Consider the following 22,630-nt stretch of genomic DNA (forward strand, 5'->3'; position numbering starts at 1 on the left):
GGGTTAATTGGTATTTATCTAAAAACTTGATTAAATATTTGCAGAGATTTTGGTTTTCTAAAATACCCCAAGTGTAACTCATAATATTGCATAAGCATATTAAGGAAAGCTTGGCGTTGTTCTGCTTGTAATTTAACCGTATTTAAGGCATCAAAATTCATGCCTAACAACTCTTTTAATAAGGTATTGTTTTCAGCTGAAACCGCATATATATGGGTTTTACTCGGTTCAAAATATCCCGATTGCAAATTAAAAACACCTGTTTCTACATGATCAGTATCTGGATAAAAACCCAAATATTTAGTGAGCTTTAAAAGAAATAACAAATGAAAATTAGCATAATTGGGTTCAGAGTCCAACCATTGTAAAGCGGTTTCCAAATAATCGAAAAGTAGATTATTCTGTTCTTCCTCTTTTAACACATTGGCTAATACTTCTGATAAAAATAACACGATACTACTCTTTATAACGTTGGTGTGAAGTGTGTTATAAATAAAACTCGATTTCACTTCTTTTATATAATGAAGCGACTGATTGGGCTTATAGGTTTCTACAATTTCAATCTGCGACAATAACTGGTAATAGGCAATGGATCCAGAGCGCTTACTTTTAAACGCACCGCGGATTAAATAACTAGACAAGCCTCTGTGTTGCGTATAGCAGTTGACAATTAAATCATTATCACGATATTTGATTTTTGATAGTACAATGGCTTTTTCTGATGCAGACATTAGCGCACAACCATTACTTTAATAACCTTTGTTTCAAAGGTATCCAAATCGGAAAGCATTACTAGATAAACACCTGTTTTTACAACATTATTTGCTAGGTTATTACCATTCCAATACGCAATTCCACCATCAATTTCTAAATTGTAACCTTTGTATCTTGAGTTGGTTCTGGATTGGGCTTCAGCCACCAAATTCCCTTCAATATCGGTAATTTTAATATTGACGTTTTCAGAAATATCTTTAATTTTTACTTTTTCTTCTGTGATATTAAATGTTGGTCGCACAGGGTTTGGATATACATAGGCATTTGCCAAGGTTTGTTGGGTTTCTGAACTACCAGAACCGAAGGATACCAGACCATTACGCGTAGCAAAATACACATCACCATTTATCTCGTCTATTGAAATATCCGTAATGTCATTACTTGGTAACGGTGAATTATCTTTTGTAAAATGACGAATGGTATTTTGACCATCAGCTGAAAAATAAAAAACCCCCGAACCAATGGCGGCAATCCATTTGTTATTAGCACCATCCACTTCAATATCGGATACAAACTGCTGATATAATAATTCTTTTGGGACACCATCTTCCAAAATGATAATATCTTGAACCTGCGGATTACTTTCCGAAAAGAAACTAGTAGTATTATATATAACACGTAAACCATTACTGGTTCCTATCCATACTTGATTGTTTTTATCCATGGCTACAGATGTCACATAGGGTGTTGGCATGTTTTGACTGTCTTCCACTATGTTTTTAAATTCGCCGTTTCCACTTAGGTTTAACCCAATTATCCCAGCACTATACGAACCAAAAAATACGTTCCCCGATCGATCAAAAACAATATCTGAAAACCCTAAATTACTAGTGGGTGAATTTATTATATTTGTTAGATCATATGATGTCCAGGAACCATCTTTAAATCTATTTAAAGGGCTTTCAACACGTCCGTTGGTAACCCACAAGGCACCTTCTCGATCGTAATCTGCCGTCAGTGTCAAACATAGTTCGGCTGCAAAAGGGACAATGGTGCTATTGTTTTCGTCGTATATACCCATAATTTCATTATTTTGAATATCCAATAATCCCGAATAATATGAGCTGATATAAACTTGTTCAGGATTAAAAGGGTTAATGGCTATATCAGATAAATAAAAAGGAATTTGTACAGCTGCTAAAATAGAATCGTAAGGTTTATTAATCCATTGTTCATTTTTATAATTACTTAAACCAGTTCTAGCAATGCCCCCTGCAAAACTAAAAGAAGCTGAAAAGCCTCCAAATGTGCACCAAAGATTACTGTTTTCAATTTCGACAGAAAAAACTGTGTTTAACAATGGTCCATCTGGATGGATTTCATTAAAATTTGTTAAATCGTTTAAATTAGTTTCTAAAATTCCAAAACCAGGTTTTCCTTGATTTAAAATATTTTTGGTCCCAATATAAAGTTGATTGTCATTAAAAATTGTAGCACATGAAAATTCAGTTGGATAGTCTGCAGTGGGATTTACGACAGCTATTTCACTAAATTCATTATCGTAAATGAACGCTTTATTCTTTTCAGTAACCAATAGTTTATTATCTACGCTCGTCATATCATTTGGTAATGTATTATACCTAATTAAAACAGAAAACAGATTATCTTCACCAATCCTATATAGATAATGGTCATTTCTTATTGTGTACAAATTATTTTCAACTTCTTGAATAAACCGATAATTTCCTGCTCGGATCCTATTCCACTCCTGAAAATCAATTAAATCTGGACTTGATATTAAAGCCTTTCTAACACCTCCATTATCATAACATGCTGCGTAAATAAAATCATTGTAAACAGCGGTTTGGTTAACCTGTATTTGAGAACCACCGTCTCCTATAAAATAGGTGTCACCAAATTCCAAATTCTCTAAATCGTACACTGAAATACCATAATCCGTGGACACATATACGAGATTATTTACCACATTAAAATGATTAATTCTTTTACTATCTGGCGGAATATTTTGCTTGTCTTTAATATCTACAATACTTAAAATATCAACATCATCTTCAAAAAATAGTTCCATTAATCCATTCTCAAAACCAACAAGCACTAAACCATAAGCCTCACTGTAATAAATTGTGGTGATTAGCTCCCCAGATAACCCATTAATGGTAGTAATTTGTTCCATTTCTCGCGAAACAGTATCAAAACTAAAGATGGCATTATCTGATGCGACATACATTTTAGTTTCACCTCTTGAAACACTCTGAATATTTAGAAATGAGAAATGCCCTTTCCAATCTGCTGAATAATCTTGGCTAAAAACCATATTAGACACTAGAAAAAGTGCTAAAATAAAAAATAGCTTGTTTTGAATTATCTTCATTAAAGTTCGGTGTTTTTTAAAGCGTATAGTTTAAACCAAAAATACTATATTTTATTGTATTTTTGGTTTTATTAACTAGGCTTATTTAATGTTATTTAGCAGTCCTATATTTTTATTTTTATTTCTTCCGCTTGTATTGTTTGTCTATTTTTTAACACCTAAAAAATTTAAAAACTTTACACTTTTAGCTTTTAGCCTTGTTTTTTATACGTGGGGAGAAAAAGAATTAGTCCTGCTAATCCTACTATCAGCGGCTGTAGATTACATTAGCGGTTTAATTATCAGCAAAGGAAAAAGGAAACTTGGTTTATATATTTCTATTACATTTAATATATCCATTCTACTCTATTTTAAGTATGCCAATTTTATTTCCAGTAACCTAATTAGCCTTTTAGAAGGTTTTAATATGAGTCCAGAGGGTGCTTTAAATTTCTCCAATATTGCGCTGCCAATAGGTATTAGTTTTTACACCTTCCAAACCATGTCTTATACCATTGATGTCTATCGCGGTCAGGTAAAAGCATGTAAAAATTTTATTGATTTCGCAACTTATGTCACTTTATTTCCACAACTCATTGCTGGTCCAATTGTAAGGTATGCTGTAATTGAAAAAGAGTTAAAAAGTAGAACGGTAACTACATCGCTTTTCTATGAAGGCGTAGAACGTTTTATAATTGGTCTTTCTAAAAAAATGATTATCGCCAATAATTGTGCGGTTTTGGCAGACGCCATTTTTAATTTACCACCATCTGAATCTTCTATGCTCATTGCTTGGCTGGGAACTATAGTTTATAGTTTTCAAATTTATTTCGATTTTTCAGGATATTCTGATATGGCAATAGGATTAGGCAAAATGTTTGGTTTTAATTTTCCCGAAAACTTTAATTACCCCTATATTTCTAAATCCATCAGAGAATTTTGGAGACGTTGGCATATAACACTTTCAAATTGGTTTAAAGATTATTTATATATTTCCCTTGGAGGAAGTCGAGAAGGCAAATGGCGCACCTACACCAATTTAATTATTGTATTCTTTGTTACAGGCTTATGGCATGGTGCTAATTGGACTTTTATATTTTGGGGACTTTTCCATGGTTTATTTATCATCATTGAATGGAATTTTAAAGACACGGATTCAAAGCGCCCGGCGTTTTTATCGCATTTATATTTTCTTTTCGTTTTAAATATTTCTTGGGTGTTTTTTAGAAATGACACCATGACTGATGCGTTCCATTATTTGATGACCATGTTCAATTTCTCACTTGAAACCAATACAGCTTTTTTAAACTTTTATTTAACCAAAGAAATGTTAATTGTACTATTTGCCGCACTTTTACTATCCACACCAATTTATAAAAAGATAGTTTCTGGTGTTTTTAACTCCAACCTAACATCGGGCACTAAAAACATATTTTTTCCATTAAAATTAATCGGTCTTTTTATTCTCTTATTTATATGTTTCACTTACATAGCAACCGATTCTTATAACCCGTTTATATATTTCCGCTTTTAATGAAAAACAGACAAAACATATTACATTGGCTTTTTATTATCATTTTTATAATGATGATAGTAGCACCTAATGTGGTTATGTTTTTCAAATTGGAAACAACGGAAAATAATGAAAATAGAGTTTTTCAAGAAGTACCAAATTTTGATTTAAACCAACCAATCCATTCCCTTACTGAATTTAAAAATTACTACACAGAAAACTTCGGATTAAAAACCACATTGGTAAACAACTATATTGATTTTAAATCTCATACGATTCAAGAAACTCCTATGCCAAATAAAGTGGTAAAAGGTTTAAATGGCTGGTATTTTTTAGGAAACAGCTATAACAATTCACTTAATAATGCCTTTGGAAACAATACTTTTAATACAGAAGAACTCCAAGAAATTAGTAGAAGAATTTTAGAACTTAAAACCTATTTAAACAACCATAATATTGCATTTTATATCGTTGTGCCACCTAATAAAAACACGGTTTACAGGGAACATTTACCATACCAATTTAAGGTCTATGAATCCAATTTAAGTGTCTTAAAAAATTATTTAAAAGCACAAATAAATTTCGAAATCATAGATTTAACCAGGTCAATGATAGCCGAGAAAAACACCAATCAATTATACTTAAAAACAGATTCCCACTGGAATGAATTTGGTGCATTTATTGGTTATCAAGAAACCATGAAGACTATAAATAAAGATTATGCGATTCCAACTGTTACCCTAGAAGATTATAAGATTCAAGTTAAGCCCGTTAAGCAAGGTGATATTATAAAAATGATTAATCTGAATATAGAAGAAACTGCGCCAACACTTACAAAAAAAGCATCATCAATTAATGCTGCTAAAAACAACCATGCTAACCCGAAGCTTTTTATGCATTATGATTCATTCTCTTATAATTGGATGCCCTATTTTAATGAAAGTTTCGACGCTATTAATTATGTGAAAAATTACACTGTAAATAAAAAACAGATTGAAGAAGAAAAACCTGATATCGTAATTTTCGAAATTGTTGAACGAAATATAGATGTTCTGTTTAAGAAAAAAAGCCTCCTAGAAAAATAGGAGACCCTTTATATCCAAGTGTTTCATTAATTTAAACAACACCTTGAGCGAGCATGGCATCGGCTACTTTTACAAAACCAGCAATATTTGCTCCTTTTACATAGTTTATATAGCCATCATCTTGTTTACCATAGATAACACAAGATTCATGAATAGCATCCATAATATCATGTAATTTATCATCTACCTCTTCGCGAGTCCAATTATAACGCAATGAATTTTGGCTCATCTCTAAACCTGATGTAGCAACACCTCCAGCATTAGATGCTTTTCCTGGCGCAAACATAACTTGAGCTTTTTGAAAGGCTTCAATGGCTTCTGGTGTTGCAGGCATATTTGCGCCTTCAGCTACAACAGTCACATTATTTTTAATCAACGTATTTGCTTCCGCTTCATTTAACTCATTTTGAGTGGCACACGGCATAGCAACATCACAAGCCACTGACCATGGCCTGTCACCACTATAGAATTTAGCAGATGAATATTTAGTTAAGTAATCACTAATACGTCCTCTTTGAACATTTTTAATGTCCATTATATAGGCTAGTTTTTCCGCATCAATTCCGGCTTTATCATGAATATAACCTGAAGAATCAGACATTGTTACAACCTTACCTCCTAATTCTGTAATTTTCTCGCAAGCATATTGGGCAACGTTTCCAGAACCCGAGACTACTACCGTTTTACCTTTTAACGAATCGCCTTTAGTAGCTAGCATGTTTTGCGCAAAATATACACAGCCATAACCGGTGGCTTCTGGACGAATTAATGATCCACCAAAAGAGATTCCTTTACCAGTTATAACGCCCGTAAATTCATTACGCAATCGCTTGTACTGACCAAACATAAAACCAACCTCACGACCTCCAACACCTATATCACCGGCTGGAACATCTGTATTTGGACCAATATGCCGAAACAATTCAGACATAAAAGATTGGCAAAAACGCATAACTTCATTATCACTTTTTCCTTTCGGGTCAAAATCTGACCCACCCTTCCCGCCACCCATGGGCAAGGTGGTTAAAGAGTTTTTAAACACTTGTTCGAAACCTAAAAACTTTAAAATACTTAAGTTTACAGATGGATGAAAACGCAACCCTCCTTTATAGGGTCCAATAGCCGAGTTGAATTCCACTCTAAATCCTCTATTTACTTGAGTTTGTCCTTGATCATCAATCCAAGGCACTCGAAATACAATAGTACGCTCCGGCTCCACCATCCGTTCTAACAACATTTTTCCCTTATATTTAGGGTTTTCTTCAATAAAAGGAATTACAGCTTCCGCAACTTCGTGTACAGCTTGTAGAAATTCAGGTTCATGGCCATCTTTCTTTTTTACCAAGTTTAAAAAAGTGTCAATTTTATCTTTCATTTATGTTTTACTTTAAAAAATCTTATAATAATTAGTTATATAGCTACAAATATACATTATCTTTAAAAAACATTGCTTATTTTTTTATTATTCATAATTGTAACATCTTTAAAATAATTTGTTTTTTTATGAGTTAATTACATACATTTATACTCGTAATTGCGAAATAAATTTGGGTAGTTACGTCTATTTTATATATTTGTTAGTAATTTGCTCTAAACACATGAGAATCAGACTATGCTCAAATTGAAACTATTACCTGTTTTTATACTCCTGTTTGCTGGTTTGCATTCTGGATATTCGCAATTAGGATTTTCACATGAAATAGGTGCCATTGTTGGACCTGTTCAGTTTAGATCGGATTTTGGTGTTCGTAATCATGAAGGCACCAACTACGGAAACTCCGGTTTTGGTATTGGTATTGTTCACTATATAAATTTTGCCTACAGAGCAGATTGTAACTGTTATTCTACAGACACCTATTTTAATGATCACTTTAAATTACGAAGTGAAATATCTTTCAATAAAACAAAATTAGATCACCATGGCCAATGGGCAGAAGGTAGTGGCGAAAATGCAGAAAAACTACGAAGACATACTGGTGAAGCAAATAATTTTGACATTGGTATGCAACTGGAATATTTCCCGTTGAGCATTAGAGAGTTTCAATCTTTTAGTTACCGATTAGCGCCATTTATAAGTCTTGGTGCTCACTATACCTCGTATAACCCTAAAGCCTATACTACATATGTTGATCCCGCCACTGGCATAGCAGATAACAATATTCTTAATGCTAATAATTTTTGGGACGCTTGGGAGCCAGGCTCTATCAATCCCTCTTCAGGAAGTACTTGGTCCATGGTAACGAGTGTTGGTGTGCGTTACAAATTAACCACATTATCAGATTTAATGCTAGATTTACGACTACAAACGTATTTTAGTGACTGGATAGATGGTTTAAATCACCAATTAGAATCCAATAAAAACAACGATTATTTGCTTTGGCTTAACGTTGGATACATTTATTATTTAGATTAAAAAAGAAACCTTCCACCGTCTAAAAAAGCTACCTAAAAGTGTCCAGGTATAGCTAAACACTATCAAAGTTTTTAAATTTTGAAACCCTAATATTTCAACTGCGCTTAATGTGACATTTAAAGTAAAATTTGACATTTTAGATAGCCAATTTCTTTTCTTCTGATTCGTTAACCGATAGCCTGTTTTAAATCGGCAATTAAATCGTCTATATCTTCAATCCCAACACTCAACCTTATTAAGGAGTCCACAACACCTGTTTTTTCACGTTCTTCTTTCGGAACACTCGCATGGGTCATACTAGCCGGATGTCCAGCCAAGGATTCCACACCACCTAAAGATTCCGCTAAAGTGAAAATTTTCAACTTTTCCACAATTTTTATAGCGTCTTCATAATTATTCCCTTTCGTGGTAAATGAAATCATAGCGCCAAAATCTTTCATTTGTGTTTTGGCAATCACATGGTTTGGATGATTTTCAAATCCTGGCCAATACACGTTTTCTATTTTAGCATGTGTGCTTAAATATTCAGCAACCGCACGACCATTTTCACAATGACGTTGCATTCTAATATGCAATGTTTTGATACCTCTTAAAACTAAAAAACTATCCTGCGGACCACAAACAGCACCACTGGCATTTTGAATAAAGTATAATTTATCAGCAAGTTCTTTATCTTTTACAGCCAAAACACCCAATACCACATCACTATGACCACCCAAATATTTGGTTGCAGAATGCATAACAATGTCAGCTCCTAATTCCAATGGCTGCTGTAAATAAGGTGTAGCAAAGGTATTATCTACTGCTAATAACAAATTATGCTTTTTGGAAATGGCCGCACACGCCTTAATATCAATAATATTCATCATTGGGTTGGTTGGTGTTTCTAACCAAAGCAGTTTTGTGTTGGCATTCACATAGTTTTCAATTGTATTGGCATTTTTCATATCAACAAAATGAAAAGTAATACCGAATTTTTTAAATATAGATGTAAACAATCGATATGACCCACCATATAAATCGTTTGAAGAAATAACCTCATCACCCGGCTCCAACAACTTGATTACGGCATCAATTGCTGCTAATCCCGAACCAAAAGCCATTCCGTAATTACCATTCTCAATACTAGCAACGGCATTTTCTAATGCGCTTCGGGTTGGATTCTTACTTCGTGAATATTCAAATCCCTTATGTCCTCCAGGCGTACTTTGTGCATAAGTTGTTGTTTGGTAAATTGGTGGCATCACCGCACCATAAGCTGGATCTAGTTTTTGACCACCGTGAATTGTTTTGGTATTGAATTTCATCTTTATTTTTTTCTTTACATAGTTTTATTATATCAAAAAAACTTCATGTATGATTAAATAATATTTTCATAAAGTTAGGGTTTAATTCGGTGTATTCAAATGCAATAATTATCTTTAATAATTAATTAACGCACTATTTTTATGCAACGTTCAATTGTACTCTTATCTCTTATTTTTCTTATTTTTTCGTGTGAAGATGAAGAAACAAAAATCACATTTTCAGAAAAAAACTTTACTACCAATCAAAACAAGATTGTAGAAATAAATATACCACAAGCAGAAGGGATTGAAGCTGTAAAAAACAACATCAATACATCTATAGAAGCTATGGTTAGTGCGAGTTTAAATTTGGATGAAGATTCGGTTGCTAAAAGCATGTCCGTTTCAGAAAGCATTGACAAATTTAATTCAGAATACGCAAGTTTTAAATCTGAATTTCCTGAAAGTGCTTTAGAATGGGAAGCACAAATTGATGGTGAAATTATGTATCAATCTGAAGCCGTTATTTCCGTTGTCATCACCAATTATCTCAATACAGGAGGTGCTCATGGCAGCTTGGTTGTATCGTTTTTAAATTTTGATGCCTTAACAGGTCAATTACTAAAAAACGAACAATTATTCAACGATATGAACGCCTTTAAAACAGTGGCAGAGGATTATTTTAACGATCAAATAGCGGACAAAAAAGAACTCTATTTTGAACCTGATAACTTTGTCCTCCCTCAAAATATAGGCTTTAATGATACCGGCGTTATTCTACTTTACAACAGTTATGAAGTAGCGCCATATTCCACAGGTTTAACCGAATTCACCATTCCTTTTGATGATTTAGTGCCATATTTAAATTTTATGTAATAAAAGGCTAGATTCACTTTCACCTTTACACCCAAATAAAGCGACTGGCTATAATCTTGTTTTTTTCTATAAATGGGATTACTTTGTGCCGTATTCTTAAAACAGCCTTTATATTTATGAAAAAAGTTTACTTTCTAAAAACCTGCAATACCTGTACACGTATAATTAATAGCATCAATTGGCCTTCTGGCTTTGAGTTTCAAGATATAAAACAGGACGCTATAACGGTAAAACAGCTTGAAGCCATACAGAAACTATCTGGTAGTTATGAAGCACTTTTTAGCAAGCGTGCAAAACTGTATAGCGAAATGGATTTAAAAAATGCTAACTTAACGGAAGCTGATTATAAACAATATATTTTAGAACACTATACCTTTTTAAGCCGACCAGTTGTTATTTTTAATGATCAGATTTTTATAGGGAACTCCAAAAAGACAATAGAAAATTTAAAGGCAGCTTTAATTGAATAACACGCGGGTTATTGCGCTTATTGCCGTTTTCTTGATTCAGGTTATTTATGGTTTTAACTTCACCTTTACAAAATGATGTCCTAGATGCAGACCATATAAAACCCTATTTTCCCTGCACCATTTAAAGGCATCTGTAGTTAGTGCGTTTTTGTATACGCAACCTATTATTGCTTGAAATTTAGCCCTATTAATAGGCAGTAACACCATGATGGTAAAACTTGTAGCTGCAGGATTTATAATTACTAGTGTTTATTTAGTAACTAAAAAACCAAAATTAAATATTTAAATGCACGGGCTTTTTGCTTCCTACGCGTGTGTCTTCTTTTGTTAAATACTTGAAATTTTTTGTCTTCGGAAACGTCTCGGCTTGCTCTAATAATTCCGCAGGTAAATCGACTAATTTTCGTGTTTTTAAATCCATCCAAGCACCAAGCATTTCACAATGTGCTATATTTTCGCCTTTATGGTTGTAGAAATTATGGTCGAATTTAAAAAACATACCATCTTCACTCAATCCAGAAACTTCCAAACTTACCGTTAATGGTTTCCCCATAAACACTTCTTTAAAATAATACATGTGTTCATAAAAAACCACTGGACCAATATTAAAATGTGCAAGCTCCTTCATAGAAAACCCTTTTTCAATTAAAAAAGCCATTCGCGTGTGACTCATAAAATTGGTATATGCACTATTTGCTAAATGTCTGTTGGCATCCACATCGCTCCAACGAATTTCGAATTGTTTGGTATACATTTTTATAAAAAATTTAGTTACAAAATTACATAAATCTACTTGCTACGCATAATATTCGCTCACAGTTTTCTAAACCTTCAGTTTTAATTACCTTTGTGCAACTTTATTTAAGAATTATGATACATTCAATGACTGGTTATGGGAAATCTGTTTTACAGTTACCAACCAAAAAAGTAACGATTGAAGTAAAATCGTTAAATAGTAAAAACCTAGATTTGAATGCCAGAATGCCTTCAATTTACAGAGAAAAAGAATTGAGTTTACGCAAGTTAATTGGTAATCAATTAGAACGTGGTAAGATTGATTTCTCTATTTATGTGGAAATGACTGGCGAAGAAACCAGCACACAAATTAACAAACCAGCTGTAAAACACTATATGAAGCAGCTCAAAGAATTGGTGGATGGTGATGATACGGAACTGCTAAAAATGGCTGTACGTTTTCCAGATGCGTTAAATACCGAACGTGAAGAAATTGATGAAAACGAATGGAACCTTATTTTAAATGAAGTAAAAATAGCTTTACAAAATATTGACACCTATCGTTTGGATGAAGGGAAAGCTCTAGAATTGGATTTTAGGAATCGTGTTCAAAATATCGCTGATATTTTAGAAGACATTATTGCCATGGATCCAGACCGTATTGAAGGTGTTCGTGAGCGTTTACGCAAAGGTGTTGAAGAATTGAAAGAAAAAGTGGACGAAAATAGATTTGAGCAGGAACTAGTTTTCTACATCGAAAAATTTGATATCACAGAAGAAAAAGTGCGCCTAAAAAACCATTTAGATTATTTTCTGCAGGCCTTAAATTCTGCCGATTCAAACGGTAAAAAATTAGGATTTATTGGTCAGGAAATGGGTCGTGAAATCAATACCATTGGATCCAAAAGTAATTATGCACCTATGCAAAAATTAGTCGTGCAAATGAAAGATGAATTGGAGAAAATAAAAGAACAACTCTTAAACGTACTATAATAGATAATCCATTTCTATTTGTTTTTAAAATAAAATTACTTTGACACAACAAACCAACAACCTTACAGGTAAACTTATTGTATTCTCTGCTCCTTCAGGATCTGGAAAAACCACTATTGTCCGTCATCTTTTAGGGTTAGACGCTTTAAATTTGGAGTTTTCTATTTCTGCTACCTCTCGTGAAAAACGCGGTGACGAAATAGACGCTAAAGACTATTATTTTCTGTCGGCTCAAGAGTTTAAAAACAAAATTAAAGCGGATGAATTTCTTGAATGGGAAGAGGTATATCGTGATAATTTTTATGGCACTTTAAAAACGGAAGTGGAACGTATTTGGGCGCAAGGCAAACATGTGATTTTTGATATTGACGTCTCTGGCGGTTTACGTATTAAGCGGAAATTCCCAAAGGAAACTCTCGCTGTTTTTGTAAAACCACCCAGCATTGACGAATTAAAAATTCGACTAAAAAAGCGTAAAACAGAAACAGACGATAAAATAAATATGCGGATTGCTAAAGCATCTGCAGAATTAGCAACAGCACCCCTTTTTGATGTTATTATTGAAAATGATAACTTGGAAAAAGCATTGGTAGAAGCCGAAAGTTTGGTTTCTAATTTTTTAAAATCTTAAATAAAACCCATGAAAATAGGCTTATACTTCGGAACCTTTAACCCTATTCATATTGGACATATTATTATTGCCAATCAGCTTGCTGAACAAAGTGATTTGGATCAAATTTGGTTAGTTGTTACACCACAAAGTCCGTTTAAAAAGAAACAATCCTTATTAGATAATTACCAACGTTTGGAAATGGTTTTTCGCGCCACCGAAGAGTATGACAAACTCCAACCAAGCGATATTGAATTTGCATTGCCACAACCCAATTACACGGTAAATACTTTGGCACATTTACAGGAAAAATATCCTCATCATGAATTTTCCTTAATTATGGGTGAAGACAATTTAAAAAGCTTTCACAAGTGGAAAAACTACCAAGTTATTTTGGATAATCATGATATTTACGTCTATCCTAGAATTTCTGAAGGCACCATTGAAACCCAATTTGATGGCCATAAACGCATTCATCATATAAATGCGCCTATTATAGAACTATCTTCTACATTTATCAGGCAATCTATAAAAGACGGAATCAACGTTAAACCCATGTTGCCTCAAACCGTTTGGCAGTATATTGACGAGATGAATTTTTATAAATAAATCCCTTCAGCCAACTATAAAACAGGAATTTCAATACTATTTATAGCCTGCTCATAAACCATAATATCAGCTTGAATTACAGTTGTATTTGGCTCCATCGTTTCCTTAAACAGCTTTTGATAATAGCCCACACCTTCTAATAAATTAGCTTTAAAGGTTGTCCATTTTTTAATTTGCTTCGCGGATAAATCATCTGTAAACGTGGCTATGTCATTCTTTAAATAATCCACATACATTTTCAGCTCTTTTACAAACATATTCGGTCTGTAAGTATCCGATAAAACGGATGTTTTTCCATAAATATGCTTAACCATTTGTGCCAATGAAACCTCTTTATCAAAATAAGCTAAATTGGGTCCCGGACAAATTACCACACCTTGCTGTTGCCCTTTTATAGGCATATCATTTTCCAGATAAGATGCATTGGCAAGACCAACACAAAGACAGGCTTTTTCAGTAATTTTGTTTTTTGTCATTTCAAAAACAGTAGCCGTCAACGTTTCTTTTTTCGCCTCCAATTCCTCCAATTTTACATCCTGATATTTTTTGGATGCCGTACAAATACCTTCTGGCCCAAACTCTTTACTCAAGGCTAAAAACTTTTTAGGACAGGAACTTCCCGCTTTGTTGTTATCAATACGGGTTTGCTTATAAAACTCGTTAGAGGTTCCCTTAATGGTATTAAAAGGCACGCCTAATGGCGAAATACCGCTTAAATACAAATCGGATTCTTTAGCTTCTGCCAATAACTTACGTGTTTCGATATCCACAGATGTAGCTTCTGGAACTAATAAAAATGGACTGCCCCAACCTACAGAATCCACTTGATAATTGTCAATTAAAAAATCGTGTTCCGCAGCCGTACCAACACCACCTTGAACGGTTATTTTTATATCTAATGGTTTTTCTGGGATATACAAGGCTTTATCTGTTAATGCTTTTACAAAAACGCTATGTGTGTCTTGTATTAGTTCTGATTTTTTGCTTTTAAATTCTTCCAAAATGGGTCCCAACAAATGCCCGTCTGTAGCAAAGGCATGACCACCACAATTTAAACCAGATTCAATTCGGTATTCAGACACCCAAAGACCCTTTTTAGCTAAAAATTTCCCCTGAATTATAGCAGAACGGAAATCGCTTACTTTTAAAATAATTTTCTTTTTAATCTGATTTTTGGCATTGGGATAAAAATCGATGAAATTTTCAAAATAGCTATATAATCTTGGGTTCATACCTGCCGAAAGCACCACAGACGAACTTAAATTACTATTAGCAAAACCGCGAAGTGATGCATGTGCATCATTAAATTCTACTGGTAATTTTTCCGATTTAATAAAGTTTTCTTTATCAATTTTGGTCATGATATTCACATCAATTTCACCAGCCGATAAATGAGAGTCTACATAGTTTTTAATGCTATCTTTAAGCATCAAACCTTCATCTAACAAATTTGAAAGTCCTTGTTTGATGTTGGACTTATTGGGAAGCATATCTATAAAATTCTCTAAAGCCGATTTACTTTCTGAAATTTCTTCTTTAAATTTTACAAACTTATTTTTAACAATGGTATCAACCAAGTTTAAATATGCTGTAATACGTTTAGCACGATAATCGTCCACCTTTTTAGAAATTTCCTGATAAGGCAGACTAAATTTTTCACTATAAAAAGCGTTCATACGTTCTAAAAGCTCATCGTCAATAATTGAAATTACAGACGAAATCCCGTATTGCGCCACACGAATAGGGCTATCTATGGTATAGGCTAAACCCATAACAGGAATATGGAAATTATGTGTGTGGTTGGATGCTCTCATGATGTGTATTTTAAAAAATAATTAAGCCGCAAAAGCGCTAAATGTAAACTTCCTAAAAGATGATAAATATCATACCTTTTAGTCTTTTATTATTTTAGATTAGAAAATTTTAAAAACAATTGTTGATATACGTCAAGCCTTTACCTTTCTGCATTTATCTTTCAGAAGAAATATGTACACCAATAGGTTTTAATTATTACTTTTAAAAACTGTAACATGTACCTATCTATTTCATGTTCTGCAATCTGCCATAAAACCACCGCATGACTACCTTCCCTGTTTCTGCCTCAACTCTCTCTGAAACCGCTTTAGGCAACTTCATAAAAGACACGTATCAACTAGCGGCAAATTTTAGCTGTAAGTTATACCGAACAGGTTTAAACCATACCTACTTTATTACAGATGGGCAAACCACTTATGTTATTCGGGTTTACTGCTATAACTGGCGAACAAAAACGGAAATTCAGGAAGAATTACGTTTATTAAACCAACTTAAAAACAACAACCTTTCGGTTTCATTTCCTATTGCTGACAAAAATGGGATCGTAATTCAAGACGTTCAAGCACCAGAAGGACTGCGCCATGTGGTACTTTTTTCCTTTGCTAAAGGTGACAAAATTCGCGTTATGAAACCAGACACCTGTTTTGCTATTGGCGAAATTATGGCCAAAATTCATAATGAAACCGAAGGACAGAATTATGAACTGTACAACCCAAACTTTGATTTTAAAAATAGTGGGTAAGATTTTCGTTCCGAAAATCCGCTAACAAAAACCCGCACTTGTCATTCACAAAACCATTGGATTAAATTTAACAGAACCATTAAAAAGTAAACCTAATTGTTTACTTTTTTTATTTATTGTAAACATATAAGATTACTTTTTTATATATTTGTAAATGCATATGTTTACAATTATATTGTTTTGTAAACTTAAAGCTTTACAAAAAATGAGAAATAAGCACAAACTTTTAATTGAGCAGTTAGACCAAAAGCTTCATCCATTCGCTGAAACCCGAAAGATCTTGGTTCCACAACGTGGATGGATAAATACAATTAGAACATCACTCAATATGACAATGGCACAACTTGGCGCCAAATTAAATATTACACGACAAGGTGTAAAAAGAATTGAAGAAAGTGAGGCTAATGGTTCCATAACGCTCAAATCTTTAAAAGATGTAGCCCATGCACTGGATTTAAAATTAATATATGCACTAGTGCCAATAAATGGGACCATCAACGATTTAGTTGAAATAAAAGCAGAAAATCTGGCCAGAAAGATTGTATTAAGAACCAATCAAAATATGAAATTAGAAGACCAAGGAATTGGCGATGAAAAACTAGCTAAAACAATAGAGGAACTGGCTAGTGAAATAAAACGCGAGATGAAAAAATCATTATGGGATTAGAATTTGATTATAAAGTAGGACAAACACCTTTAGACGAAGTTGAAAAGGAGGGTCTTAAAATAAAGTCAATTACTACGCAAGGGGAACTGGATGAATTTGAGCAATTGAATATTGAAAAAGCTGTCGAATGGACCATTCATACAAAATTGAAACCTGAAAAAATTTTAACGGAAAAATTTGTAAAAGACTTACATAAAAAAATGTATGGCGATGTATGGAAATGGGCAGGTGAATTCAGAATGACTGAAAAAAACATTGGAATCCCGCGGGCACAAATTGGAATTGAATTAAAAAATTTACTGGACAACACGAAATACAGGATAGAATACAAAACTTTTCCGCCGGAAGAACTAGCTATAAGATTTAAACATCGTATAGTACCCATTCATTGCTTTCCAAATGGAAATGGAAGGCACTCCCGAATGATGGCTGACATTATTATGGAATCCATATTCGGGAATGATATATTTACTTGGCATCAATCAAATACGGTAAAAGCTAGCGAAACACGAAATAAGTATTTAAAATCCTTGAGAGAAGCTGATAATGGTAATTTTACATCGTTAATTGAATTTGCAAAAAACTAAAATTAGCTAAACTGAAAAAGATGCTGAACTACAACAAAATATTTCAGATTAGAGAATCTTATTCTAATCGTCCATTTAGAGGTGTTATTGAAAATTTTGATTTGGCCGAACCTGAAATTTCAAGAGGAGAAAAACACATAACAGAAACAGTTACGGTAAAACATATAATGGGTGGACAAACCCTTTATGATATAGTTTGGACAACCAATGCTTTTCCGCTAATAGTTAGCGAAAGAGTAATTAGGTTATTTAAATCAAATGGAATTACAGGTTGGAAAACATACAATGTTGAAATTCGCTCAAAAAAGAATGAATTGATTGACCAAAATTTTTTCGGAATTATTATAACTGGTCGCTGTGGCCATCGAGATTATTCTAAAAGCTCAATAGTATTAAGCAAAATTGGAGTGTACACCAAACCCACATTAAAGGTTTTTATTTTAACGATGATTCCTGTGACGATTCTGATTTATTTATGAGTAACCCTGATGACGAAGGACATTCAACTATGCATCGTTTTTGCTCACAAAATGTTGTAAACCTATTTCAAAAAGAAAAAATAAAGAATATTAATTTTGAAAACCTAAATGAGTCAACATTGGCAATTGAACTACACCAAATACCCCTGACTGACAAACAAAAATCTGAAATGGAAAAATTAGATACCAATTAGCAACTAATATTTCCGATACCATAAAAAAGTTTGTATAACCTGGCATAAAAATAAATGTGTGTTAGTATCCCTTAAAAACCACCTTCAACTAAAAATAAATTAAAAAAAATAATTTCTAAGTGTAACAAATACTATTTTTTTAATCAAAGGAGTACAAACCTTAAAAATCAATAGTATTATGAAAAGCTTAATTAGAATTATCATCCTATGCATTATTACTACAAGCAGCACTAATAGCTTCGGTTTTAATTGCGGAACAAATTTACTGGAAACAGCAGAAGCTAAACCTTTTACCATAGAAACCATGGGACAAGGAAAACCCGTATTATACCTTCCTGGATTTGCAACACCTGGTTCGATATGGAAAGAAACCGTTGAGAACTTAAATTTAGAACGGAAATCCTATCTCTTTTCCTATGCTGGTTTCAATGGTCTTGAGCCCATAGAAATGCCCTGGTATGCAACCATCAAAAACGCAATTATTGAATATATATCAGAAAATAATATGTCTAATATCATAATTGTTGGTCATAGCATGGGTGGAAATTTAGCTGTAGATATAGCATCTGAATTACCGAATAAAGTTTCTAAAATTGTTATAGTAGAAGCACTACCTTGTATGCGTGAAGTAATGATGCCTAATGTTCCCGCAGCAAATTTTTATTATAACAGTCCATACAATACACAAATGCTGGAAATGGAGCCTCTACAGTTCGAAAACATAGCGGATATGATGGCTGCAAATATGACATTGAATGAAGATAAAAAAGTAATTATAAAAGATTGGATTCTTGAGGCAGACCGAAAAACTTGGGTTTATGGATATACCGATTTATTAAAATTAGACTTAAGGACTATTTTAAAGAAAGTAACATGTGAAACATTAATAGTAGGCGCATCTTTCCCTAATGTAAAAATAGCACAAGAAAATTATGAAAAGCAATATTTAAACTTACCAAACAAAACGCTCATAATGGCATCTAACAGTAAACACTTCTTAATGTTTGATCAACCAGAATGGTTTTATAAAACTGTAAATGATTTTTTGGTCAATGAAAAGTAATAAAAACGAACCTTTTGAAACCATTTATCGCCAACACCATGCTATGGTTCTACATATGTGTTTGGGATTTGTTAAAGGTGATAAAGATACTGCCAACGATTTGTCTCAAGAAATATTTATTAGTGTATGGAATAACTTAGATAAATTTCGAGGGGCATCATCTTACAAAACATGGATTTACAGAATAACAGTAAATACATGTTTACAATATGTAAAGAAGGACAAAAAAGAAAAGACAGTTCCTACGTTAGATGTAGAAAATAAAGCAGCTACTATAGAAACTGAAACCAATACAAATCAGAATGTTTCAGAATTATATAAAGCCATTGGACAATTGAAAAAAATAGATAGATTAATAATTATGATGGTCTTGGAAAATCAGGATTATGATAAAATATCAGAGGTTATAGGGATAAGACATACAAACGTAAGGGTTAAAATTTATAGAATAAAAAAACGTCTTGCAACAATTTTAAAAAACAATAAAAATGAATAGCAATTTTGAAGAACTACAAAGCAATTGGGAAAGCAGCAAAAAAAACATTGATATTTGTGATACAAACTTTGATGGCTTGTATGCTAAAATAAAAAGTAAGGAAAAAGAAAATTATTTATTCTATTATGGCACAATAACAATCTTGTGTGTAACACTTATAGTCATTTCTTTATTCTTTTATTATACTGCTCCAGTAAAAGAAACATTAAGCCAAATAGGTGCTGGGTTAATGGTTTTTGGTTTGGTGTTTAGAATTTTTATTGAAATAATTAGCATTTATAAAGCAAAGCAAATTAGTAATCTAGATAACACATTAAAAACTACTGAAAACTCTATCCAATTTCATCAATTTAGAAAAACCATCCATAAAGTTATTGCGCCTATAATTATAGGGCTATACACGATTGGGTTTTATTTGATTACACCTGAATTTAGTTTACATATGGAATTATGGAATATTGTATTAATTGATATATCTTATGTGGTTATTGCAATAATTCTATTTGTAGTCATTAGAAAAGGTGTTAAAAAAGAAATGCAAAAGCTAACAGACATAATGAAATTAAAGAAAGAGATTACCGAGTAAAATTTGATAATAAAAGGTTAATGAACTCTGATAAAAACAAGCAAACGTTTATTCCAAAGAATATTCTGCAACCAATTTCACAAAATCCAAAGAACTAATCATGCCTACTATATTTCCTTCGTCCATTACAACCATGTGGTGTACGTCGTGCCTCAGCATCATTTTAGCGGCCGCATTAGCGCTTGAATTCATATGGACTACATGAACTCTAGATGATGTCATGACATCTTCCAGAGTCGTGCTTTCTTGAACAAGTTTATTCATATCCGTCGTGGTGACAATACCGCGTATAATCATCTCCGTATCTAATATGTCTTTGGAATAGGATATAATGGGAATAGCATTTATTCCTTTATCCTTCATTAGCGCTCTTACCTCAATAACACTGTTTTCTCCTTTAGCTGTAATAACTGGTGCTGACATAAAATCTTTTACTTGTATTTTCATAAACTCTTGGTTTAAATTTTATAATACTAAAAGCAGAAATAACCATCCACTCGCCATAATTGTAAAAATAAGATTATGTGAGCCTAATTCATATGATATTAATCATATTAAGTTGAATAGACAATGTAGAAAATAAAGAAGTAGCAACTAAAACACTTTTTAGCTTTTTCTGTTGTATGCTTCCACAGTTGATAAAATGAGATGTGAATTAAACAGGCCACGTTTTAAGGCGTTTATCATTCAAATGTTCGACCTATGCTTGACCTACCTAAAAAACAAAAGCCTTTACATTTCTGTAAAGGCTTTGTCTAACTGTGCTCCTCCTCTTAGGCTCGAACTAAGGACCCTCTGATTAACAGTCAGATGCTCTAACCAACTGAGCTAAGGAGGAGTGTTATCGCTTTTGCGAGGGCAAATATATATATTTTTTTAATTACAACAAAACAAGATTTGATTTTTTCTGAAAAAAAATTTCATCTTTATTGTCATTCAAAAATCGCTTTGTAAATATCATTTCCATTTGCAAACAACACCAAGGATATAAGTAGTATGAAACCAACTAGTTGGGCATACTCCATAAATTTATCGCCCGGTTTTCTACCCGAAATCATTTCGTAAATTAAAAACATAACATGACCACCATCCAAGGCAGGAATCGGCAATAAATTTAAAACACCTAACATAATAGATAGGAAAGCGGTAATAGCCCAAAAAGCTTTCCAGTTCCACGATGGTGGAAACATATTTCCAATGGCTGCAAATCCACCCACTTGAGCTGCACCTTTTTTCGTGAAAATGTATTTAAACTGTGCCAAATAATCCTTAATAGTCCAATAACCTAATGCGGCCCCTTTAGTAATACTTTCGCCAAAGGAATAATCCTTATGGTTAATTTTTACATAGTCTGGATCGGTTCCTTTGGTTATTATACCAATAGTAGCATCATCACTTGGAGTTACTTTTAAAATTTCATTTTCGCCATTACGTTCTACAACAAGACTTACTTCTGGTGCTTGTGTGTTTTTCAGTACAAAAGACAAATCCGTTAGGTAATTTATTTCTATTCCATTAATATTAACTAATTTATCCGTAACCAAAAGTCCTGCTTTTTCAGCTGGAGAATCTGGCACAATAGAATCTAATACAAATGGTGTTCGTGGTGCCATGGCAGGTAAATCGCCAGCCTCAAACAACTGCGTTCCTATATCTTTTGGCAATGTTAGCGTTTCGGTAGCTCCGGATTCACGTTCTACTTGTATTTCTTTAACATCTCTAAATAGTAAGTGGGACGTAATATCTGTAACTTCAGAAAAAGGCTTGCCGTCTACTGATACTATTTTGTCACCTTGTTGGAAACCGTATTGCTCCATAGTTTTAGTAACACCAAAACCATATTTAATATCGTCCTTAGTTGTGTAGTCCGTTCCCCAAACAAACAATATCATCATATAAATAACGAAACCTAATACGAAGTTTACAAATACACCACCAAGCATAATTATTAAGCGTTGCCACGCTGGCTTGGTTCTAAATTCCCATGGTTGTGGTGGTTGAGCCATTTGTTCCTTATCCATGCTTTCATCAATCATTCCAGCAATTTTTACGTAACCACCTAATGGCAACCAGCCGATTCCGTAAACGGTATCGCCAATTTTTTTCTTGAATAATGAAAACTTAATATCGAAAAACAGGTAGAACTTTTCTACACGTGTTCCGAATAATTTTGCAGGAATAAAATGACCTAATTCATGTAAAACAATAAGAATAGACAGACTTAAAAATAATTGTGCTGCCTTTATTAATATAATTGTCATAAGAGATTCTTCTTTTTATAGCGCACAAAAGTAGTGTTTTAACACCATTTAGAAAACTATAAGCG

General features: G+C 33.1%; 24 protein-coding genes and 1 tRNA gene. 16 read left to right on the forward strand and 9 right to left on the reverse strand.

What is annotated here, in order from left to right; translation table 11 throughout:
• Positions 1–14: 14 nt before the first annotated feature.
• Together recO and GMA17_RS12200 are read right to left on the reverse strand one after the other, a co-directional pair.
• Complete coding sequence (gene recO / locus GMA17_RS12195) at positions 15–731, reverse strand: DNA repair protein RecO (RefSeq protein WP_248396569.1); 717 nt, start codon at positions 729–731, stop codon at positions 15–17.
• Entirely contained in the window at positions 731–3,106 is a 2,376-nt protein-coding gene (locus GMA17_RS12200; protein WP_248396571.1) for a two-component regulator propeller domain-containing protein, read from the reverse strand. Before GMA17_RS12200 ends, recO begins: the two co-directional genes overlap by 1 nt.
• Before the next feature lie 406 nt (positions 3,107–3,512).
• Between GMA17_RS12200 and GMA17_RS12205 the strand changes: the two genes are divergently transcribed.
• Positions 3,513–4,619 (forward strand): MBOAT family protein, encoded by a 1,107-nt coding sequence (locus GMA17_RS12205; protein ID WP_248396573.1) that lies wholly within the window; start codon positions 3,513–3,515, stop codon positions 4,617–4,619.
• Positions 4,620–4,669: 50 nt separating this feature from the next.
• Complete coding sequence (locus tag GMA17_RS12210) at positions 4,670–5,683, forward strand: hypothetical protein (protein WP_248396575.1); 1,014 nt, start codon at positions 4,670–4,672, stop codon at positions 5,681–5,683.
• Positions 5,684–5,714: 31 nt separating this feature from the next.
• On the opposite strand, the gene gdhA is transcribed toward GMA17_RS12210, so the two are convergent.
• The gene (gdhA, locus tag GMA17_RS12215; protein WP_248396577.1) at positions 5,715–7,058 is read right to left on the reverse strand and encodes an NADP-specific glutamate dehydrogenase; all 1,344 of its coding nucleotides are present in this window, start codon (positions 7,056–7,058) and stop codon (positions 5,715–5,717) included.
• Positions 7,059–7,295: 237 nt separating this feature from the next.
• On the opposite strand from gdhA, the gene GMA17_RS12220 reads away from it, so the two are divergent.
• A complete protein-coding gene (locus tag GMA17_RS12220) occupies positions 7,296–8,096 on the forward strand; it encodes a glutamate dehydrogenase (protein ID WP_248396579.1) in 801 nt (266 codons plus the stop codon).
• A gap of 167 nt (positions 8,097–8,263) precedes the next feature.
• On the opposite strand, the gene GMA17_RS12225 is transcribed toward GMA17_RS12220, so the two are convergent.
• Positions 8,264–9,403 (reverse strand): cystathionine gamma-synthase, encoded by a 1,140-nt coding sequence (locus GMA17_RS12225; RefSeq protein WP_248396581.1) that lies wholly within the window; start codon positions 9,401–9,403, stop codon positions 8,264–8,266.
• A 141-nt stretch (positions 9,404–9,544) separates the two neighbouring features.
• Between GMA17_RS12225 and GMA17_RS12230 the strand changes: the two genes are divergently transcribed.
• Complete coding sequence (locus GMA17_RS12230) at positions 9,545–10,258, forward strand: DUF3298 and DUF4163 domain-containing protein (protein WP_248396583.1); 714 nt, start codon at positions 9,545–9,547, stop codon at positions 10,256–10,258.
• A 116-nt stretch (positions 10,259–10,374) separates the two neighbouring features.
• On the forward strand, positions 10,375–10,728 hold the full coding sequence (locus tag GMA17_RS12235) for an arsenate reductase family protein (RefSeq protein WP_248396585.1): 354 nt from the start codon (positions 10,375–10,377) through the stop codon (positions 10,726–10,728).
• A 274-nt stretch (positions 10,729–11,002) separates the two neighbouring features.
• Here the strand turns inward: GMA17_RS12235 and GMA17_RS12240 are convergent, their stop codons facing one another.
• On the reverse strand, positions 11,003–11,482 hold the full coding sequence (locus tag GMA17_RS12240; RefSeq protein ID WP_248396587.1) for a thioesterase family protein: 480 nt from the start codon (positions 11,480–11,482) through the stop codon (positions 11,003–11,005).
• Positions 11,483–11,598: 116 nt separating this feature from the next.
• On the opposite strand from GMA17_RS12240, the gene GMA17_RS12245 reads away from it, so the two are divergent.
• The 3 genes from GMA17_RS12245 to nadD are packed head-to-tail and all read left to right on the forward strand — an operon-like array spanning position 11,599 to position 13,675.
• Complete coding sequence (locus GMA17_RS12245) at positions 11,599–12,456, forward strand: YicC/YloC family endoribonuclease (RefSeq protein WP_248396589.1); 858 nt, start codon at positions 11,599–11,601, stop codon at positions 12,454–12,456.
• A gap of 40 nt (positions 12,457–12,496) precedes the next feature.
• A complete protein-coding gene (gene gmk / locus GMA17_RS12250) occupies positions 12,497–13,087 on the forward strand; it encodes a guanylate kinase (RefSeq protein ID WP_248396591.1) in 591 nt (196 codons plus the stop codon).
• A gap of 9 nt (positions 13,088–13,096) precedes the next feature.
• Positions 13,097–13,675 (forward strand): nicotinate (nicotinamide) nucleotide adenylyltransferase, encoded by a 579-nt coding sequence (nadD, locus tag GMA17_RS12255; RefSeq protein ID WP_248396593.1) that lies wholly within the window; start codon positions 13,097–13,099, stop codon positions 13,673–13,675.
• A gap of 14 nt (positions 13,676–13,689) precedes the next feature.
• Here nadD and GMA17_RS12260 read toward each other — a convergent pair whose 3' ends face one another.
• Positions 13,690–15,489: a hypothetical protein gene (locus GMA17_RS12260; protein ID WP_248396595.1), complete on the reverse strand. Its 1,800-nt coding sequence runs from the start codon at positions 15,487–15,489 to the stop codon at positions 13,690–13,692.
• Positions 15,490–15,752: 263 nt separating this feature from the next.
• Between GMA17_RS12260 and GMA17_RS12265 the strand changes: the two genes are divergently transcribed.
• From GMA17_RS12265 to GMA17_RS12300, 8 genes are all read left to right on the forward strand, one after another.
• Positions 15,753–16,232, forward strand: a complete 480-nt coding sequence (locus tag GMA17_RS12265) for a phosphotransferase (protein WP_248396597.1) — start codon at positions 15,753–15,755, stop codon at positions 16,230–16,232.
• Between the two features lie 205 nt (positions 16,233–16,437).
• The gene (locus GMA17_RS12270) at positions 16,438–16,899 is read left to right on the forward strand and encodes a mobile mystery protein A (RefSeq protein ID WP_248396599.1); all 462 of its coding nucleotides are present in this window, start codon (positions 16,438–16,440) and stop codon (positions 16,897–16,899) included.
• Positions 16,890–17,486, forward strand: coding sequence for a mobile mystery protein B (locus GMA17_RS12275; RefSeq protein WP_248396601.1), 597 nt, complete (start codon positions 16,890–16,892; stop codon positions 17,484–17,486). The genes GMA17_RS12270 and GMA17_RS12275 overlap by 10 nt, the downstream gene beginning before the upstream one ends.
• Positions 17,487–17,506: 20 nt before the next feature.
• Positions 17,507–17,965 carry a hypothetical protein gene (locus tag GMA17_RS12280; protein ID WP_248396603.1) on the forward strand — a complete coding sequence of 153 codons (459 nt, stop codon included), beginning with the start codon at positions 17,507–17,509 and terminating at the stop codon, positions 17,963–17,965.
• Positions 17,962–18,159 (forward strand): hypothetical protein, encoded by a 198-nt coding sequence (locus GMA17_RS12285; RefSeq protein ID WP_248396605.1) that lies wholly within the window; start codon positions 17,962–17,964, stop codon positions 18,157–18,159. The genes GMA17_RS12280 and GMA17_RS12285 overlap by 4 nt, the downstream gene beginning before the upstream one ends.
• Before the next feature lie 178 nt (positions 18,160–18,337).
• Positions 18,338–19,222, forward strand: a complete 885-nt coding sequence (locus tag GMA17_RS12290) for an alpha/beta fold hydrolase (protein ID WP_248396607.1) — start codon at positions 18,338–18,340, stop codon at positions 19,220–19,222.
• Positions 19,212–19,718, forward strand: a complete 507-nt coding sequence (locus GMA17_RS12295; protein WP_248396609.1) for an RNA polymerase sigma factor — start codon at positions 19,212–19,214, stop codon at positions 19,716–19,718. The genes GMA17_RS12290 and GMA17_RS12295 overlap by 11 nt, the downstream gene beginning before the upstream one ends.
• Positions 19,711–20,304: a hypothetical protein gene (locus GMA17_RS12300; protein WP_248396611.1), complete on the forward strand. Its 594-nt coding sequence runs from the start codon at positions 19,711–19,713 to the stop codon at positions 20,302–20,304. The genes GMA17_RS12295 and GMA17_RS12300 overlap by 8 nt, the downstream gene beginning before the upstream one ends.
• 48 nt (positions 20,305–20,352) lie before the next feature.
• Here GMA17_RS12300 and GMA17_RS12305 read toward each other — a convergent pair whose 3' ends face one another.
• The 3 genes from GMA17_RS12305 to rseP all read right to left on the reverse strand — a co-directional run bounded on the left by GMA17_RS12305 (position 20,353) and on the right by rseP (position 22,565).
• Positions 20,353–20,751: a cyclic nucleotide-binding/CBS domain-containing protein gene (locus GMA17_RS12305; RefSeq protein WP_248396613.1), complete on the reverse strand. Its 399-nt coding sequence runs from the start codon at positions 20,749–20,751 to the stop codon at positions 20,353–20,355.
• Positions 20,752–21,068: 317 nt separating this feature from the next.
• Positions 21,069–21,142: transfer RNA gene (locus GMA17_RS12310), tRNA-Asn, on the reverse strand.
• Positions 21,143–21,236: 94 nt separating this feature from the next.
• The gene (gene rseP, locus GMA17_RS12315) at positions 21,237–22,565 is read right to left on the reverse strand and encodes an RIP metalloprotease RseP (RefSeq protein ID WP_248396615.1); all 1,329 of its coding nucleotides are present in this window, start codon (positions 22,563–22,565) and stop codon (positions 21,237–21,239) included.
• Between the last annotated feature and the right edge of the window lie 65 nt (positions 22,566–22,630).

This window comes from Bizionia sp. M204, assembly GCF_023205095.1.
Taxonomy (GTDB): domain Bacteria; phylum Bacteroidota; class Bacteroidia; order Flavobacteriales; family Flavobacteriaceae; genus Algorimicrobium; species Algorimicrobium hallyeonense.

Coding starts and splice junctions, on each gene's coding strand:
- GMA17_RS12220 (WP_248396579.1), top strand. CDS start 7,296: ATGCTCAAATTGAAACTATTACCTGTTTTTATACTCCTGTTTGCTGGT.
- GMA17_RS12270 (WP_248396599.1), top strand. CDS start 16,438: ATGAGAAATAAGCACAAACTTTTAATTGAGCAGTTAGACCAAAAGCTT.
- gdhA (WP_248396577.1), bottom strand. CDS start 7,058: ATGAAAGATAAAATTGACACTTTTTTAAACTTGGTAAAAAAGAAAGAT.
- GMA17_RS12265 (WP_248396597.1), top strand. CDS start 15,753: ATGACTACCTTCCCTGTTTCTGCCTCAACTCTCTCTGAAACCGCTTTA.
- GMA17_RS12235 (WP_248396585.1), top strand. CDS start 10,375: ATGAAAAAAGTTTACTTTCTAAAAACCTGCAATACCTGTACACGTATA.
- GMA17_RS12225 (WP_248396581.1), bottom strand. CDS start 9,403: ATGAAATTCAATACCAAAACAATTCACGGTGGTCAAAAACTAGATCCA.
- nadD (WP_248396593.1), top strand. CDS start 13,097: ATGAAAATAGGCTTATACTTCGGAACCTTTAACCCTATTCATATTGGA.
- GMA17_RS12210 (WP_248396575.1), top strand. CDS start 4,670: ATGATGATAGTAGCACCTAATGTGGTTATGTTTTTCAAATTGGAAACA.
- GMA17_RS12230 (WP_248396583.1), top strand. CDS start 9,545: ATGCAACGTTCAATTGTACTCTTATCTCTTATTTTTCTTATTTTTTCG.
- GMA17_RS12205 (WP_248396573.1), top strand. CDS start 3,513: ATGAGTCCAGAGGGTGCTTTAAATTTCTCCAATATTGCGCTGCCAATA.
- GMA17_RS12240 (WP_248396587.1), bottom strand. CDS start 11,482: ATGTATACCAAACAATTCGAAATTCGTTGGAGCGATGTGGATGCCAAC.
- recO (WP_248396569.1), bottom strand. CDS start 731: ATGTCTGCATCAGAAAAAGCCATTGTACTATCAAAAATCAAATATCGT.
- GMA17_RS12200 (WP_248396571.1), bottom strand. CDS start 3,106: ATGAAGATAATTCAAAACAAGCTATTTTTTATTTTAGCACTTTTTCTA.
- GMA17_RS12290 (WP_248396607.1), top strand. CDS start 18,338: ATGAAAAGCTTAATTAGAATTATCATCCTATGCATTATTACTACAAGC.
- GMA17_RS12295 (WP_248396609.1), top strand. CDS start 19,212: ATGAAAAGTAATAAAAACGAACCTTTTGAAACCATTTATCGCCAACAC.
- rseP (WP_248396615.1), bottom strand. CDS start 22,565: ATGACAATTATATTAATAAAGGCAGCACAATTATTTTTAAGTCTGTCT.
- GMA17_RS12275 (WP_248396601.1), top strand. CDS start 16,890: ATGGGATTAGAATTTGATTATAAAGTAGGACAAACACCTTTAGACGAA.
- GMA17_RS12260 (WP_248396595.1), bottom strand. CDS start 15,489: ATGAGAGCATCCAACCACACACATAATTTCCATATTCCTGTTATGGGT.
- GMA17_RS12245 (WP_248396589.1), top strand. CDS start 11,599: ATGATACATTCAATGACTGGTTATGGGAAATCTGTTTTACAGTTACCA.
- GMA17_RS12285 (WP_248396605.1), top strand. CDS start 17,962: ATGAGTAACCCTGATGACGAAGGACATTCAACTATGCATCGTTTTTGC.
- GMA17_RS12300 (WP_248396611.1), top strand. CDS start 19,711: ATGAATAGCAATTTTGAAGAACTACAAAGCAATTGGGAAAGCAGCAAA.
- GMA17_RS12305 (WP_248396613.1), bottom strand. CDS start 20,751: ATGAAAATACAAGTAAAAGATTTTATGTCAGCACCAGTTATTACAGCT.
- GMA17_RS12280 (WP_248396603.1), top strand. CDS start 17,507: ATGCTGAACTACAACAAAATATTTCAGATTAGAGAATCTTATTCTAAT.